A 16,494-nucleotide genomic window follows, 5' to 3' on the forward strand; every position below is an offset into this window, starting at 1 on the left:
GCGCGCGTTCAGTCGGCGCCGCCTTCGCCGACAACCACAAACGGGGCCCAGATCCGGGGGTGGGCGAACCGTGCTTCGCGCGGGTCGGCCATCAGCGCAAGGGTTGAGGCCCGCAGTGCCTGGGCGCGGGTGGCGGGATCCCCGTCTTCTTCCCTGTTTTCGCCCCCGTCCTCAGCACCCTGCATCCGTTCCAGCATCCCCGTTGTCAGCGCCGAAGCCGCATAGTCATCCACTGGCCAATGCGACACCAGAATGGCCCGCGCACCGGCATAGATGAAGGCCCGTGCCAGCCCCGATAGACCCTCGGCACCGGGGGTGCCATCGCTGCCTGCGGTGTCACAGGCCGAAAGGATTACCAGTTTGGCCGAAAGCTTCAGTTCAGCCGCCTCCGAAGCGGTAAGCAGGGCGTCATCCACTGCGCTGGGCTGATCCGGTGGGGTAAAGACAAGGGCCGGTTCGGTCAGGCCGGGCAGCCCATCCGCCAATAGCCCGTGGGTGGCAAAGGCCAGCACCTCAGCCTTGGACAGGTCCGCCTGTTTCACCGCGGTTTCTGTGGCTGCGCGGGAGAGGTAGAGCGCCTCTTCGCCCACGCCCATGGTTTCTGCCAGCCGGCGCAATTCGCGTGACGTGTTGGGCAGCGGGGCAAGATCGGCCACTTGGGTGACGTCATTGTAGATGCCACGTGTGACCACGGTGTCGGTTGCGGTATCTTGCGTGCTGTCCTGTGCTGCGGCGGCATCGGCGGTCAGCCGGTAGCCCAGCACCGGATCGCCAAAGCCCAGAAACGGCTGCACCGCCCCTTTGCGTTCCGGCGGGCGGGCGCGGCGCAGCGTGCGCAGGGCCGAAACCGTGGGCAGGGTGGTCAGCGCGTGGTGGCGGATCATCCAATCGGTATCGCGCAGGCTTTGGGCGGGATCTGTACCGTTTTCGGGCGGCTGGGTGACCAGAACAGCGGGGGGCAGGCTGGTCATTGGGCCGTCGACCACCAGCATCAGGTGCGACGCCCCGCCAAAGACATGTCCCAGCGGCTGAAACAGTTTCTGATAGATCCGATGCGCGGTCTGGCGGTCAAAACTAGCACGGCTGGAGGTGATTGATTTCTTCTTGAGGGCTTTGCCGGCACGGTTGTCCTCGGTCACGGACAGTTGGCGACGCAGGGTCTGCACCATGTCCTCAAGGCTTTGATCGCCAAAATCGGCGCGGTGCCAGTCGGCTCCGTCGGTGCTGATCGCCCAAACATAGGTCCAGCTCTGATCGGTGAAACTCATCAACAGGGCTTCGTCCGGACGCAGCAGGCTGCGCAGCTCGGCAAAGGTCAGCGGTGCGGGGTTGGTCAACTCGCGAAACTCGGGGAAGTCCTGTTCCAGCGTGCGGTCCAGTTTCTTGATCCGCGCACGGGCACCGTTGATGGCAAATTCCAATGTTGTGACCCGGTTTTCGGCGGCAATGCCACTGTCCTGCGCGGTCTCGGCCAATTGATCAATCAGCACCTGCAACCCGTCCACGGTGTCCTGCCGTTCGCGCAGCAGGGCGGCCAGATCTTCGCTGCCTGCGGCAATGCGGGCGGCGGCTTGCGACAGCGCTTTGCCCGCCACCGAGGTCTGGGCCGACTGCGCGGTGAGGAACACCCGCTCCATCACCTCAGCGCGGGTGGGTTGCGTCGTTTCCTGTGCCTGCACCGTTGGGGCGCAGGTGAGGGCCAGCAGCAGGCCAAGGGATTTGATCCAACGGAAGGTCATCGGGCAGGGGTACCGGAGGGGCCGCGCAGCGCAGCCCCTCACCAGATCAGTTGGTCAGGATGTAGTAGCTGTTGCGAATGCGGCCCATGTTTTTGACACCGACATAGAAATAGCCATCCCAGCGCGGGGTGAAGGAGCAATAGAGCTTGTCCGAGAAGCTGCGGTCCAGACAGATGGTGTTGCCGTTTTCATCGGTCACCACAAGGTCCAGATCCGCGTCCCCGTCGCCCAGGATCGCCAGCTCTGCCAGGCGGCCACCGTAGAAGGGCACCTCAAAGACATCTGTATGACCCGCGCGCAGGCGGCTGAGGGTCTTTGACGGTCCGCCAATGCGCCCGCGCGACCCTTCGGCCTCGGCGTCTTCAATCAGCGCCAGAAGGGCCGGGTCTTCGCCCGCCGCGTCTTTGGCTGCGGCCAGCATCATGGCTGCATCCACTGGGGCGTCGACACCCTCGCCTTCTTCGGTCACATCAAGGCCTGCAATCATTTCCGTCTTGGCTTCGCGGACCACATCTTCGGTGCTGATCGATCCGGTGATGCGGGCGGCGGTCAACATGGCCAGCGGGTCATTGGCCTCTATCCCATAGGCGTAAAGCTCCTGCGCCATGGTCAACTGCGCCACCGCGCTGTCAGCGCCGGGCGTGCCGGGATCGGCGTTTGCGCCGGTTTTGTCTGCAAAGCTGGGCGCGGCAAAGGTGAGGGCCGCAAAGAGCGTGGTTGAGAGGGCAAAACGTCTGGCAGTCATTCTGTGTCCTTTCGTGAAATCGTGGCAGCACGTGGGTGCTACGGGCGGAAATTGCCGTAGGGAAAGCTTACAACGGAGGCGCGGTTTGAGAAGGTGGGATTTGGTGACAAATCCTGACATCTGCACAGTAAAACAAGGGGTATTCGACTATTTGGCGCGTTTCTGCGGCTGCCAATCGGCCTGTGGTTGATGAAACCCAGCTTGGTTGCGCCGATCTAATCCGGGTAGCGAATCCCTTTTGACACCGGCCGGGGCGTTGTGGGAATTGCGGTCTTTTCATGCGGTTAAGAACCGCTACTCTGCGGAGCAATTCTGGTGCTTTCGGGGAAATGCAATGTTGAACGGGGCGGAACAGTCGGGCGGGGCCAAAACCGTTGCCATTGTGGGTGCTGGTATCGTGGGGGTCTCCACCGCGATCTGGGCGCAGCGGGCGGGACACCGGGTGATCCTGATCGACCGCGACGGGCCAGCGGCGGGCACATCCTTTGGCAACGCCGGGCTCTTGGCCTCTTCGGCGGTGGTGCCTGTGACCACGCCGGACCTCTGGACCAAAGCGCCGGGGATGGTGTTGCGCCCGGACAGCCCGCTGTTTCTGCGTTGGTCCTACCTGCCGAAAATCGCCCCCTGGCTCTTGCGGTTCATGTCCCATGCCACCGACACCAAGACGCGCGCGGCGGCAAAAGCGCTGTTTCCGATCATTGGCGACAGTCTGGCCGATCATCAGGCGCTGGCGGCGGGGACCGGTGCAGAGCCGTGGATCGTGCCGACGGACTACATGTATTACTACGGCTCCCGTGCCGCCTATGAGGCAGGGCGCTACAGCTGGGACATCAAAACCGGCCTTGGCTTCCATCCCACTGAATATGAAGGCGCGGCTTTGGCGGGTTATGATCCGATCTTTGCTGGAAAAGACGGCCTTGGCGCGGTTGTGCCGGATCATGGCCGGATCAGCGATCCCGGCGCCTATGTGAAGGCGCTGGCGGATCATGTGGTTGCGGCAGGTGGGGTCCTGCGGATCGGTGCGGTTGAGGCTGTGCTGCGGGAAGGCGGCAAGGTCACGGGGCTGCGCCTGGGCGGCGAAACTCTGGCCTGTGATGCGATGGTGCTGACGGCAGGTGCCTGGTCCGGACCCCTGGCCAAAGATCTGGGGCTTGCCCTGCCGCTGGAAACGGAGCGCGGCTACCATATCGAACTGTGGAACCCTTCGAAGATGCCGAAAGGGCCGGTCATGGTTTCTGCCGGGTCCTTTGTGATGACCCCGATGGAGGGGCGGTTGCGGCTGGCGGGCATTGTCGAGCTGGGCGGGCTGAAGGCGGGACCGTCCGAGGCCCCGTTCAAGCTGCTGCGCCGCCATCTGGCGCAGGTGCTGCCGGATCTCACCTGGGACGAAGAGACCGAGTGGATGGGCCATCGCCCCACCTTAAGCGATTCCGTGCCGGTGATCGGCGCGGTGCCGGGGGTGGAAGGCGCCTATATGGGGCTGGGCCATCAACATATCGGGCTGACGGGCGGGGCCAAAACCGGCCGGTTGCTGGCGCAAATGCTGTCGGGCCAGACCCCCAATCTGGATATGGCGCCCTATCGGCCGGACAGGTTCCACTAAAGCCACATCCGCCAATTGCACTGGCCCACATAGCCTGTCACAACGGGGGCACATCAATCTAGGAGGGAGCCATGGGGCTGACTGTCGATCTGAACGCGGATATGGGCGAAAGCTATGGCGCCTGGAGCCTGGGCGATGACTCGGCGCTGCTGGGGATTGTAACCTCGGCCAATGTGGCCTGCGGGTTTCACGCCGGTGACCCCGATGTGATGTTGCAGACTATGAAACTGGCCGCAGCCAATGGCGTTGGCATCGGCGCACATCCCGGGTTTGACGACCTTCGCGGCTTTGGCCGCTACCGGATGCAGGTGCCCCATGCCACGCTGGCCAATCAGGTGCGCTATCAGATCGGCGCCGCACAGGCGATGGCGCGGGCCGCCGGCAGCGAAGTGCGCCATCTGAAACTACATGGCGCGCTGGCCAATATGTGTTCCGAAGACCAGGCGATGGCGCGCGCCTGCTACGAGGCCGCCCTGTCGGTGGCGCCGGACATCATCATCATGGTGCTGGCCGCAACCGCGCAGCAACGCGCCGTGGAAGAGCTGGGTGCAAAATTCGTGGGCGAGATCTTTGCCGACCGCGCCTACAATGACGATGCCACGCTGGTTGACCGCTCCAAACCCGGCGCGGTGATCCATGACGCGAACATCGCCGGCCCCCGCATTGCCGAGATGGTCAAGGCAGGGGCGATCATCACCGAAAGCGGCAAACATATCGAAACCCAGATCGATACGATCTGTCTGCACGGTGACACGCCCGAGGCCGTGGCAATCGCCCGCTCGGTCCGCCAGTCGCTGGAAGGCGCGGGGATCGAGGTGAAAACCTTCGGCACCTGATGTTGTTTTGATGGCACTCTGACATTACCAAGGGGCGCTGAACCGGCGCCCCTTTTCAATGATCCCGAAATACTCACCTGCGCAACAGCGCGGCGCAGATCACCGCAAATCAACCCTGCGGCAGGGGGGCTTCGGGGAACGGATCGTCCTCATAACCGACCCCGGCCAGATAGAGGCCTTGTGGCGGGCAGACCGGACCACAGGCGGCGCGGTCACAGGCCTCCAGCGCCTGACGCACCCGATCCGGTTCCCAGGCACCCGCGCCGACCCGTTCCAGCGTGCCAACAAAGCTGCGGACCTGATTGTGCAGGAAACTGCGGGCGCGCAGGAAAAAGCGCAGCTCAGGGCCGGACCAGCCGTCCACCTCGGTGATTGTCAACGCGTCCAGTGTTTTCACCGGGCTGGCCGCCTGACAGATCGACGAACGGAAGGTGGTGAAATCATGCAGCCCAATGAGATACTCTGCCGCTTCGCGCATGGCGTCCACATCCATCTGCTGAGAGATTTGCCACACCAGCCCCGCATCATGGGTGGCGGGGGCGCGGCGCATCAACAGGCGGAAAACATAGCGCCTTTCATGGGCCGAGAACCGCGCGTGCCAGTCATCTGCAACACGGGCGGCGCGGGTGATGGCGACGGGGGCGGGTTTCAGATGGTAGTTCAGCGCCTCAGACAGGCGGAAAGGATCCCAGTCTTTTGCCAGATCGCAATGGGCCACCTGCGCCAGCGCATGCACCCCGGCATCGGTGCGGCCAGCGGCGGCAATGGTGTGCTCCCCCGGTTCCAGCCTGGCCAGAGCGGCCTCGATCGCGCCCTGTACCGAGGGCTGGTCGGCCTGGCGCTGCCATCCGGCAAAGGGGGCTCCGTGGTATTCGACAAGAAGGGCATATCTGGGCATGGCGCGGCGATACTCGAAAAGCTGCGGTTTGGGAAGAGCGGGGAATTTTTGGATATTTGGACCAAGAAGAATGTGCAACGGTTTTACATTACCGCTGGCATGCCTATCTTGGCGACGAAGGATTTGGGAAGGACTTAGGAAGGGTCTGAAGGATTTGGTGATTTCCAGAGTGGCAGATGCGCTGGTACGGCAGGTGGAGGCGGTGAATGATGGCGTCAATGAAGCGCTGTTTGAGCCGGTGATCCGTCTGGGTGTGACGGGGCTGGCGCGGTCGGGCAAGACGGTGTTCATCACCTCGCTGGTGGCGAACCTGCTGGATCGGGGCCGGATGCCGCAGCTGGTGGCAGCGGCGGACGGCCGGATCGAGGCGGCCTATTTGCAGCCGCAGCCGGATGACACCATTGCGCGATTTGCCTTTGAGGAAAATCTGGCCGCCCTGACCGGCCCCACGCCCCATTGGCCGGACAATACACGGGGGGTCAGTGAATTGCGGCTGTCGCTAAAGGTGCGGCCGACGGGGCTGTTGGCGGGGATGCGATCGGCGCAGACGGTGCATCTGGATATTGTCGACTACCCCGGCGAATGGCTTCTGGATCTGTCGCTGCTGGACAAGAGTTTCGCGGACTGGAGCGCACATGTGCTGGACCGTCTTGAAGGGCGGGCGCAGGCCACCGAATATCTGGCGGCATTGGCTGCGGTGGATCCGGAGGCGCCATTTGAAGATGCCACAGCGCAGGGGCTGGCCAAGGCCTTTACCACCTATCTGCAGGCGGCGCGGGCGGCAGGCTATTCCGATTGCACACCGGGGCGGTTCCTGTTGCCAGGGGATCTGGCGGGTTCCCCTGTGTTGGGGTTTGCGCCGCTGCCTGCGGGTGAAGGACGCCCGCAGCGCGGCAGTTTGCGGCGGGAAATGGTGCGGCGCTATGAGGCCTATAAGGCCAAGGTGGTGAAACCGTTTTTCCGGGATCACTTTGCCCGCATTGATCGGCAGGTGGTTCTGGTGGATGCGCTGGGGGCGATCCACAACGGGCCACGTGCGCTAGAGGATCTGCGCCAGTCGATGGCAGATATTCTGGGAGCCTTCAAACCGGGCCGTAACGCCTTTCTAACCCGGCTTCTGGGGGGCAAACGGGTGGAGAAGATCCTGTTTGCCGCCACCAAATCCGACCATCTGCATCACAGCCAGCATCCCCGTTTGACCGGCATTCTACAGGCGCTTCTGCGGGAGGCGCGGCATCGGGCCGATTTTGCCGGGGCCGAAACACATGCATTGGCGCTGGCCGCGTTGCGGACCACCACTGAGGCGCGGCTGAACCATCAAGGTCAGGAGGTCGACTGCGTGCGCGGGCTGTTGCTGGACAGCGGCAAACGGGCGGCGTTCTATCCCGGTGCCCTGCCGGAAGATCCGGCGCATTTGCTGTCGCCGGCGCGCAAAGGGGCGGAGAGCTGGCTGGATCAGGACTATGCCGTGATGCGCTTTGCGCCCGCGCCTTTGTCGCTGCGTCCCGGTGAGGGGCCGCCGCATATCCGGTTGGATCGGGCGGCGCAGTTTCTGATCGGGGATAAGCTGTGAACGTGGTGTTGCGCCCGGCCACGCCTTTGGACGCGGGACGGGTGGGGGCGATCCTGCACCGGTTCAACCATGCCACCACATGGATGCCCAAGCTTTATTCCGAAGCGGAAACCATCAGTTTTGCCGGTGTGATGATTGATCGCGGCTGGGTGACGGTGGCCGCGCGTGACGGATTGATACTCGGGTTCATGGCGCGGGACGGCGTCGAGATCTGCTCGCTCTATCTGCGTGCGGAGGCGCAGGGGCAGGGGATTGGCGTGCAGTTTCTGGCAGAGGCCAAGGTCGCTTCCTCGGTTCTGGAGCTTTGGGTCTTTGAGGCCAATGAAGGGGCGCGGCGGTTCTACCGGCGGGAAGGGTTTCGCGACGTTGCACGTTCAGACGGCGCACGCAACGAAGAAGGGCTGCCAGATGTGCGGCTACGCTGGCAGAGAGGGGCCGCGGGATGAGTGACAAAACACAAGAGGCCAAAGGGCCGATCCTGATCGATCTGGAAGATGCGCCAGAGGTGGCGGGCCCCGAAGCCGCAGCACCTGTGCCGGAACTGGGCCTGCCATTGGAGGCCCGTCAAACCGGGTTGCAGGCAGCGGCCACCTGGGCGGGGCGCAAGCCATCACGGCTGGGGCGCTGGATTCTGGGGCTCTTGGTGTCGTTCCTTGGGGCTTTGGCCGGGTTGGCGGCCTGGGATGCCGTGGTCAGCCTGATCGCGCGGGTGCCGGTGCTCGGCTATGGCGTTGCGGCCATTGGGGTGGCGCTGCTGCTGGCGGTGGTTCTCGCGCTGATCGGAGAGTTGGCGGCTCTGGCCCGACTTGGCCGGGTCGAGGCGTTGCAACGGGGCGCGGAGGTGGCGCTGGCCGAGGCGGATCTGGGCAAGGCGCAGAAAGTGAGTAAAGCGTTGATACGGCTTTATGCAAAGCGCCCCGATCTGGACTGGGCCCGCAGCCGGTATGACGAACGTCATGCAGAGCAGTTTGACGCCGAAGCCCTGCTGGGACTGGCCGAGCAGGAGTTGCTGACACCGCTGGACAAATTGGCCGAGGCCGAGGTGCAGGCGGCGGCGCGGCAGGTTGCAACGGTGACGGCGCTGGTGCCACTGGCGCTGGCGGATGTGTTGACGGCGCTGACGGCGAACCTGCGGATGATCCGGCGGGTGGCCGAGATCTATGGCGGTCGGGCGGGAACACTTGGCAGCTGGCGGCTGTTTTCGGCGGTGATGGCGCATCTGGTGGCCACCGGAGCGGTGGCGATTGGTGATGACCTGCTGGGCTCGCTTGCGGGCGGTGGTTTGCTGGCGAAATTATCACGCCGCTTTGGCGAAGGCGTGGTGAACGGCGCCTTGACGGTGCGTGTGGGCGTCGCCGCGATGGAGGTCTGCCGGCCCCTGCCGTTTCACCGGCGCAAACGTCCGTCGGTCAGCGGCATGGTTGGCGCGGCGCTTGGCGGGTTGTTCACCGGTGGGAAATCGAACGGCTGACGGCGGCTCAGCGCAGCATCGGGATACCGTCGCTGTTTTTGACCTTTTCAACCACACCGGCACGCAGCGAGCGGCCGATTTTATGGGCCAGTGCGGACCAGGCCTCGGCCTGATCTGCACGCAGTTCCAGCCGCAGCACCCGGTCAAACAGCCCCAGCCAAGTTTCAAACATCCCCGGATGCACATTGCCCGCCTCACGGTGCACCTGCAGCGGGTTTTCCGTCGTAGCTGCGCTCATGCAGAATCGCATTGGCCCAGAAGTTCGCCACCTTGGCTTCATGCGGCGGCCAGTCACTGATATGGGCCGCAAACACCGGTCCCAGACCCGGATGCTGCCGGATCAGTTCGTAAAAGGCCGCAACCACACGCTCGATCTCCGGGCGGGTGATGTCAAAGCGGGGGGGCATCTGGGCCATGGGGCTCTCCTTCGCGGCGCGGGCGTGACACGCGCTTTTCCTTTGATTTCAGAGATATGCCCGATGCACGGGGCCGACAAGGGGCGCGTCGCCGCAGAAAGACGGCGTGGGCTTGCGGGTTTCCGAGGGAAATAATCGGGTTTCAATTCCCGACTTAACCTGTCAACTATTTGAAATTAAACGAAAAAACCTGAATTGACGGATTGACCCAGGCGCCGACTCATTCTACCTATAGTGCCACAGACACCTTGGTGAGGGTCGCAAAGGCCAGCACCATCCAGCCTGCCAGATCACGCCACGCAGCCAGCACACCGCAAGCCACGCCGCCAGATCTCGCTAGCCAGAAATGACTAGGAGAGCCTTATGTCCGCCAAAGCTTGCACCACTTGCACCTTTTTTGACAAACGCACCAAAGCCGATGATCAGGCTGGCCTGTGCCGTTTCAACCCGCCGTCCTTCTTGACCGAAGCCGAGCTGGAAGCGAAATGGCCAGTGGTGAAGTCCACCGATTGGTGTGGCCACTTTGACGCCAAGGCGTAAGGCGCACCGCAAAAGACGCGTAGCCCGCCCGTAAGGTCCAGAAAGGGTCTCAAGCCCGCCCCCTCCAGCCCGTCAGGTCCCGCCTGCTAGGCCCAGCCCGCAAGGTCCAGTCCGTAAGGTCCCGTTCGCAAGATCCAGCCCCGCAGCCCGCCAGCTCACCGCTCGCCAGCCACGCCGCCAGATCCCGCCAGCCAGATCCAACACGCCCGGCCCAGCCCGCTTGGTCCCGCCAGCCAGACCCAGCCGCCAGAGGCAGCGCGCCAGAAACCCCTCCCGGCCCAACCCGCCAGCGCACGCAAAAGGGGATCACCTGTCAGGTGGTCCCTTTTTCCTTGTGGTTTTTGTAGGGATTGGCCCCGCGTGGCCGGTGATGAGCGCTTTACCCTCCGCCGTCCGCGCCCTATAAGCGGGGACATGATGATGCGTGCGATCATTATTCGAATTATCAGCCCGGCGCTCTGATCTAAACGAGCCGCCGGGACAAGGCGTATGGGATACCGCGCCGCCTCTCCCCCTTATCAAGACTTTGAGATGAAGGACGCCCCAGATGTGCGCCGACACCCCCGAATATAAAGAAACGCTGAACCTGCCCAAGACCGACTTCCCGATGCGGGCCGGTCTGCCGAAACGTGAACCCGGCTGGCTGGCGCGTTGGAATGACATCGACGTCTATGGCAAGCTGCGCCAGAAGGCCGAAGATGGCTCGCGCAAACCCTTCACCCTGCATGACGGCCCGCCCTACGCCAACGGCCACTTGCATATCGGTCACGCGCTGAACAAGACCATCAAAGACATGATCGTGCGCTCGCACCAGATGATGGGTTTTGACGCGCGCTATGTGCCGGGCTGGGATTGTCACGGCCTGCCGATCGAATGGAAGATCGAGGAGCAGTACCGCAAGAAAGGCAAAAACAAAGATGAGGTCGACGTCGTCGACTTCCGTCAGGAATGCCGTGCCTTTGCCGACAATTGGGTCGGGATCCAGCGTGAAGAATTTAAACGTCTGGGCATCACCGGCAATTGGGATAAGCCCTATCTGACCATGGATTTCCACGCCGAGGCGGTGATCGCTGAGGAGTTCATGAAGTTCCTGATGAACGGCACGCTGTATCAGGGGTCGAAACCTGTGATGTGGTCGCCGGTGGAAAAAACCGCTCTGGCTGAGGCAGAAATCGAATATCACGATCACAAATCGCACACGATTTGGGTGCCGTTTAAAATCCGCACAGTTAAAGGTAACGAAGTCGAGGATGGAACTTACCTTCTTGATTGTGAAGCTCGTGTTGTTATTTGGACAACTACTCCATGGACGATCCCGTCGAACAAGGCTGTGGCTTACAATGAGAAAGTGGCTTACGGCCTTTACCGTGTTGATGCGACTGAGGAAGAAAGCTGGACCAAGCCTGGTGACTATTACGTCTTTGCCGATGCTCTGGCGGAAGATGCATTGGTTAAGTCGCGTGTAACAAAATTCACTCGCGAGCGAGATGTGGACCCGGGTAACATTGGTCGCTTGGATCACCCTTTCAACGGCATGGAAGGCGCCGAAGGTTTCTGGGACTATGAGGTCCCGATGATCGACGGCGATCACGTCACGGATGATGCAGGTACCGGATTTGTGCACACTGCGCCCAGCCACGGCCAGGAAGACTACGAATGTTTTGTGGCCCGCAACTGGCTGGACCGGATGACCCACAACGTTGGCGAGGAATCGGAATTCCTGTCGCATGTGCCGTTCTTTGCAGGTCTGCGGATCCTGGATCACAAGGGCAAGGAAGGCAAAGCCAACAACGCCGTAATTGCCAAACTGGTTGAGGCTGGTGGCATCATCGCCCGTGGCCGGATCACCCACAGCTATCCGCATTCCTGGCGGTCGAAAGCGCCGATCATCTACCGCAACACGCCGCAGTGGTTTGCCAGCGTCGACCGCGAGGTCGGGGACGGGCAGGACGAGATGGGCAAAACCATCCGGGAACGGGCGCTGAACTCGATCGATCAGCTGGTGAAATGGTGGCCGCAAACCGGCCGCAACCGCCTGTATTCTATGATCGAAAGCCGCCCCGACTGGGTGCTGTCGCGCCAGCGTGCCTGGGGTGTGCCGCTGACCTGTTTCACCAAGAAGGACACGCTGCCCACTGATCCCGACTTCCTGCTGCGCGATCCGGCGGTGAACGCCCGGATTTCGGAAGCCTTTGAAACAGACGGCGCGGATGCCTGGTACGCCGAGGGCGCCAAAGAGCGGTTCATCGGCGACGCGGCCAACCCTGCGGACTACGATCAGGTGTTTGACGTGTTGGATGTGTGGTTCGATTCCGGGTCCACTCACTCCTTTGTGCTGCGTGATCGTGAAGACGGCACCGAGGACGGTATCGCCGATGTTTACATGGAAGGCACCGACCAGCACCGTGGCTGGTTCCACTCCTCGCTTCTGCAGGCCTGTGGCACCAAGGGCCGTGCGCCTTACCGCAATGTGGTCACCCATGGTTTCACGCTGGACGAGAAGGGCAACAAGATGTCCAAATCGCTCGGCAACACCATCGTGCCTGAGACCGTGGTCAAACAATATGGTGCCGACATCCTGCGTCTCTGGGTGGCGCAGACCGACTATATGGCGGACCAACGGATTGGGCCGGAGATCCTGAAAGGCACCGCTGACAGCTACCGTCGCCTGCGCAACACCATGCGATTCATGCTCGGCTCGCTTTCGGATTTCTCCGAAGACGATCGCGTGGCGCCTGCAGATATGCCCGAGTTGGAGCAATGGGTTCTGCACCGTTTGGCAGAGCTGGATCACAAGGTGCGCACTGGCTATCAGAGCTATGATTTCAACGGCGTTTGGCAAGCGGTGTTTAATTTTGCGACGGTCGATCTGTCCTCCTTCTATTTCGACATCCGCAAGGATGTTCTCTACTGTGATGGCAATACTGAGCGGGCCAAGGCAGCGCGCACGGTGCTGGATATCCTGTTCCATCGTCTGACCACCTGGCTGGCACCAGTTCTGGTGTTCACCATGGAAGAGGTCTGGCTGGAGCGCTTCCCTGGTGAAGAGAACTCGGTTCACCTGACCGATATGCCCGAAACCCCTGCCGATTGGCTGAACGAGCCGCTGGCGGCCAAATGGGCGCAGGTGCGTCAGGCCCGCCGTGTGGTCACAGCAGCCCTAGAGGTCCAGCGGACCGACAAGGTGATCGGTGCCTCGCTGGAGGCCGCGCCGGTGGTCCATATCCGCGAGGCGGAGATGCTGGATGCCCTAAAATCGGTGAGCTTCGACGATATCTGCATCACCTCCGCGATCTCTTTGACCAATGATCCGATGCCCGCCGAAGCCTTCCGCCTGCCAGAAGTTGAAGGGGTGGGCGTGGTTTTTGAAAAGGCCGAGGGTGATAAATGTCAGCGGTGTTGGAAAATCCTCCCTGATGTTGGTCAGCACGCACATGCGGCGACCTGTAAACGATGTAATGACGCACTGGGCTAAGGCTTGTTTACAGTGTTAGATATAAGGCCGGGTTAACGCCTGGCCTTTTTCTTGGAGGGAACATGCCATCTTTGAGTATTGAGAGCCCTGTTGGCCCCCTTGCGGTTCATGAAGACAGCGGGTGTATCACGCGGTTGAGCTGGAGCGAGGTTGGCACGGATGCGACCCCACTTCTGCTCGAAGCGCAGAGCCAGATTCAGGCCTATTTTGCGGGGCGACTGCAACGGTTTGATCTGCCACTCCGGTTAGAGGTCAGCCCTTTTGTGCAGCAAGTTTGTACCGTGATGCAGGCGATCGGATTTGGGAAAACCCGGACCTATGGGGATATTGCCAAGGAACTGGGGGCGGCGGCGCAGCCCGTTGGGCAAGCCTGTGGCGCCAATCCCATTCCCGTCATCATCCCCTGTCACCGGGTGTTGTCTGCCACAGGTCTGGGGGGATTCTCGGGCGAAGGCGGCAGTGAAACCAAAGTCGCCCTGTTGGTACATGAAGGCGCGGGCGGGTATTTGCTGTAATTCTGCGTGTTCTTGTCTGATGCTGCTTTGGTGCTTAGGTAACACTACGGATCTTTAGTGAAACTTGTCCAATATCAATTTCGGTCAAAGACTTATTGGCAGGAGTATCGGCAAACAGTGACCGCAATTGGGTCACTGCAAGCTGAATGTCTCCATTTTCGGATTGCTCAATAACCGGTTTGAAGGTGCGGTTTTCCACAGAATGCGCTAGCAGAGTTGTCCAATTCGAACACTCCAGTGGATAACTATGCGTTGTGCCGGGCCGGAATAATTTGTTGTGCGATCCCCACCAGCATCAGGTAGATCGAAGTGATAACCAGCCCCCAATGCGCCCAGCTTTCGGGATGGAAATCGACCCAGGCCGCCCAGCCAGCAAAAAAGGTCCAGCTCAGAGCAACGGGGAGCGAGACGAGGCGCCAGCGTTCGGTCCGGACCGGATGAATGAACTTCAGTGGCAGGAACATGGCGATCGCCAATACTGCGACAATCGCAACAATGATGTAAAAGTTCGGCTCGATCGCAAAGAAAACAAGGATCGCCATATTCCAGCATCCGGGGAAGCCAGAGAAGGAATTGTCCTTTGTTTTCATTCTTGTATCAGCAAAGTACATGGCGCTGGCGAAGGTGATGATGATGATCGCAAACCAGCCTGTCCAGCCCGGCAAAAGACCGGATTTAAACAACGCAAACGCGGGAATGAAGACATATGTCAGATAGTCGATGATCAAATCCAACAACACTCCATCGAACTGGGGGGCATAGTGTTTGACGTGATAACGCCGGGCCAGGGGGCCGTCGATCCCGTCGACTGCAAAGGCCACCACCAGCCACAAAAACATCAGGTCCCATTTCGCATTTACTGCGGCCAGCATGGCGAGCATCGCGAAGACAGCGCCGGTGGCGGTCAATAGGTGGACGCTTAATGCTTTAATTTCGCGCGATAAGGCCATGGTGGGCTTCCAGATTATGAGGCTTCAGGACCCGAATGGGCTTTGGGGTGAGCATTGTCATATACGTCCAAAAGGCGCTCCAAGTCCACAGCGGTGTAGGCTTGGGTGGTTGACAGGGAAGCATGCCCTAACAGCTCCTGAATCGCCCGCAGATCCCCCCCTGCGTTAAGCAAATGGGTGGCAAAGCTGTGGCGCAAGGCATGGGGCGTGGCACTGGCTGGCAGGCCAAGCTGCAGGCGCGCCTGTTCCATCACGCGTTGAACCATGCGGGGGTTGAGGGCTCCTCCGCGCACGCCACGAAACAGCGGCGCATCGGGCAGATCATCAAAGGGGCTAAGTCGTTGATACCGTTCAACAGCCTCTCGCGCGGCGGGCAGGACCGGGACGATGCGCTCTTTGTTGCCTTTTCCTTTGATCCGCAGGGTTTCTGCCAAAGGGGCATCTTTGCCCAACAACGACAGGGCCTCGGAAATGCGCAGACCGCACCCGTAAAGCAGCACAATGACGGCCAGATCGCGGGCGGCGACCCAATCCTCTGTTGCCTGGGTGTCAACGATATCCAAAACATCGCGCGCATTTTCGGGCGACAGAGGGCGTGGAAGTTTGGTGGCGAACTTGGGGGCGCGTGTGGATAGGACGGCGGTCGGCTCAAAGCCTTCTCTTTCTGCCAGCCAACGATAAAAACTCTTTACCGATGAGAGTTTACGCGCCAGTGAGCGCGGGGAAAGGCCGTCCCGTCGCAGGTGTGCCATCCAGGCGCGCATGTCGCTGATTGTTATGGCCTTGAGGGCGGTGAGGCCCTGAGGCTGGGCCTTGTGAGCCGTCATGAAGCTGAGGAAATCGGCAACGTCGCCACGATAGGCCTCGATGGTGTTTTCAGACGCGCCGTTAAGCGCGCGTTTGCCCTCCAGCCAGCGCTGCAACGCATCCCGCGCGGCTGGCGAGATCAGCGTCACGACAGCCAGCGCCGCATGGAACGTTCAAATACGCCAGCGAAAAACGCCAGAAGATCGGTGCCCTGCTGCGGCGTAAACTGATGCGGATCTTCCGATCCCATCACAAGCAGACCCGGCAGGCGACCAGGGCCGAAGTCCAACCGGAGACAGGCTTCGGATTTCATAAACTCTGCTTTGTTGCCATGGACTTCTTCCGCGCCACTCTGCATTTGGCGCAATGTGATCTGTCGTTCGGGGGCAGCGCGCCCGGTGTTCAGGAACCTACTCACAAAGCCAGGTTCTGCAACCGAAAGAACCTGGCCAAGCCTTTGGACCGCAGGTTCATGGTCATTCTGCGCAGATTCGAGAACCAGCTTGATACTGTCCACCCGCAATATGTCGGCAACCGGTCCCGACAAATCCTTGAGGAAACCTTCAAATTCAGTCGGGTCCAACATGCGAAGGATTGCGCGATGAATTTGATTGGTGCCGGCAAGATTTTCATAAGCGGCTGCAATGACAGACCGATGGGTGTCCTCAAGACGATCCAAACGGTGTTCCAGCCGCTCCATGGCGATACCGCGCAGGTCAACAATATTGCCCCCCATCGTCCGCTCGTTGGCGGAAATGAGGGCGTGCATCAGGTCCTGATCGTCCAGAATAACGTCAGCTTTCGAAATAATCGTCTCTCGCAGGTTGTCTTCGATTTTCACTGTGCTCATAGGCCCGCCAACGTATTTTTTACAAACTTACCAGAGGTGTTCAGGGATTTCCTCATGTTTTTCGAGCCGTCTGCCC

The 16,494-nt window shown here is 61.1% G+C and carries 14 protein-coding genes and 1 pseudogene; 8 read left to right on the plus strand and 7 right to left on the minus strand.

Annotation, left to right across the window (positions count from 1 at the left end; all coding sequences use genetic code 11):
- Window positions 1-8: 8 nt before the first annotated feature.
- Together SIC14_RS11195 and SIC14_RS11200 are read right to left on the minus strand one after the other, a co-directional pair.
- Window positions 9-1,739: a CHAT domain-containing protein gene (locus SIC14_RS11195; RefSeq protein WP_412562019.1), complete on the minus strand. Its 1,731-nt coding sequence runs from the start codon at window positions 1,737-1,739 to the stop codon at window positions 9-11.
- Between the two features lie 46 nt (window positions 1,740-1,785).
- Window positions 1,786-2,484: a hypothetical protein gene (locus SIC14_RS11200; protein WP_412562020.1), complete on the minus strand. Its 699-nt coding sequence runs from the start codon at window positions 2,482-2,484 to the stop codon at window positions 1,786-1,788.
- Between the two features lie 334 nt (window positions 2,485-2,818).
- Between SIC14_RS11200 and SIC14_RS11205 the strand changes: the two genes are divergently transcribed.
- On the plus strand, window positions 2,819-4,087 hold the full coding sequence (locus SIC14_RS11205; RefSeq protein WP_412562021.1) for an NAD(P)/FAD-dependent oxidoreductase: 1,269 nt from the start codon (window positions 2,819-2,821) through the stop codon (window positions 4,085-4,087).
- Window positions 4,088-4,158: 71 nt separating this feature from the next.
- Window positions 4,159-4,923 carry a LamB/YcsF family protein gene (locus SIC14_RS11210; RefSeq protein ID WP_412562022.1) on the plus strand — a complete coding sequence of 255 codons (765 nt, stop codon included), beginning with the start codon at window positions 4,159-4,161 and terminating at the stop codon, window positions 4,921-4,923.
- A gap of 109 nt (window positions 4,924-5,032) precedes the next feature.
- Here SIC14_RS11210 and truA read toward each other — a convergent pair whose 3' ends face one another.
- Complete coding sequence (gene truA, locus SIC14_RS11215) at window positions 5,033-5,821, minus strand: tRNA pseudouridine(38-40) synthase TruA (protein ID WP_412562023.1); 789 nt, start codon at window positions 5,819-5,821, stop codon at window positions 5,033-5,035.
- Between the two features lie 154 nt (window positions 5,822-5,975).
- Between truA and SIC14_RS11220 the strand changes: the two genes are divergently transcribed.
- The 3 genes from SIC14_RS11220 to SIC14_RS11230 are packed head-to-tail and all read left to right on the plus strand — an operon-like array spanning window position 5,976 to window position 8,865.
- Window positions 5,976-7,394, plus strand: coding sequence for a YcjX family protein (locus tag SIC14_RS11220; protein ID WP_412562024.1), 1,419 nt, complete (start codon window positions 5,976-5,978; stop codon window positions 7,392-7,394).
- Window positions 7,391-7,840, plus strand: coding sequence for an N-acetyltransferase family protein (locus SIC14_RS11225; RefSeq protein ID WP_412562025.1), 450 nt, complete (start codon window positions 7,391-7,393; stop codon window positions 7,838-7,840). The genes SIC14_RS11220 and SIC14_RS11225 overlap by 4 nt, the downstream gene beginning before the upstream one ends.
- Window positions 7,837-8,865, plus strand: coding sequence for a YcjF family protein (locus SIC14_RS11230; protein WP_412562026.1), 1,029 nt, complete (start codon window positions 7,837-7,839; stop codon window positions 8,863-8,865). The genes SIC14_RS11225 and SIC14_RS11230 overlap by 4 nt, the downstream gene beginning before the upstream one ends.
- Window positions 8,866-8,872: 7 nt before the next feature.
- Here SIC14_RS11230 and SIC14_RS11235 read toward each other — a convergent pair.
- Window positions 8,873-9,281, minus strand: a pseudogene (locus tag SIC14_RS11235) (group III truncated hemoglobin).
- A 363-nt stretch (window positions 9,282-9,644) separates the two neighbouring features.
- Here SIC14_RS11235 and SIC14_RS11240 point away from each other — a divergent pair.
- From SIC14_RS11240 to SIC14_RS11250, 3 genes are all read left to right on the plus strand, one after another.
- On the plus strand, window positions 9,645-9,821 hold the full coding sequence (locus SIC14_RS11240) for a hypothetical protein (RefSeq protein WP_412562027.1): 177 nt from the start codon (window positions 9,645-9,647) through the stop codon (window positions 9,819-9,821).
- Window positions 9,822-10,368: 547 nt separating this feature from the next.
- The gene (gene ileS / locus SIC14_RS11245) at window positions 10,369-13,296 is read left to right on the plus strand and encodes an isoleucine--tRNA ligase (protein ID WP_412562028.1); all 2,928 of its coding nucleotides are present in this window, start codon (window positions 10,369-10,371) and stop codon (window positions 13,294-13,296) included.
- Between the two features lie 62 nt (window positions 13,297-13,358).
- Window positions 13,359-13,811, plus strand: coding sequence for a methylated-DNA--[protein]-cysteine S-methyltransferase (locus SIC14_RS11250; RefSeq protein ID WP_412562029.1), 453 nt, complete (start codon window positions 13,359-13,361; stop codon window positions 13,809-13,811).
- A 245-nt stretch (window positions 13,812-14,056) separates the two neighbouring features.
- Here SIC14_RS11250 and SIC14_RS11255 read toward each other — a convergent pair whose 3' ends face one another.
- The 3 genes from SIC14_RS11255 to SIC14_RS11265 are packed head-to-tail and all read right to left on the minus strand — an operon-like array spanning window position 14,057 to window position 16,418.
- Window positions 14,057-14,761, minus strand: coding sequence for a CDP-alcohol phosphatidyltransferase family protein (locus SIC14_RS11255; protein WP_412562030.1), 705 nt, complete (start codon window positions 14,759-14,761; stop codon window positions 14,057-14,059).
- Window positions 14,762-14,775: 14 nt separating this feature from the next.
- On the minus strand, window positions 14,776-15,717 hold the full coding sequence (locus SIC14_RS11260) for a tyrosine recombinase XerC (protein ID WP_412562031.1): 942 nt from the start codon (window positions 15,715-15,717) through the stop codon (window positions 14,776-14,778).
- Window positions 15,714-16,418 (minus strand): DUF484 family protein, encoded by a 705-nt coding sequence (locus SIC14_RS11265; protein WP_412562032.1) that lies wholly within the window; start codon window positions 16,416-16,418, stop codon window positions 15,714-15,716. Before SIC14_RS11265 ends, SIC14_RS11260 begins: the two co-directional genes overlap by 4 nt.
- Window positions 16,419-16,494 lie beyond the last annotated feature (76 nt).

This window comes from Thalassobius sp. MITS945101 (assembly GCF_047123305.1).
In the GTDB taxonomy this organism is placed as follows: domain Bacteria; phylum Pseudomonadota; class Alphaproteobacteria; order Rhodobacterales; family Rhodobacteraceae; genus Thalassobius.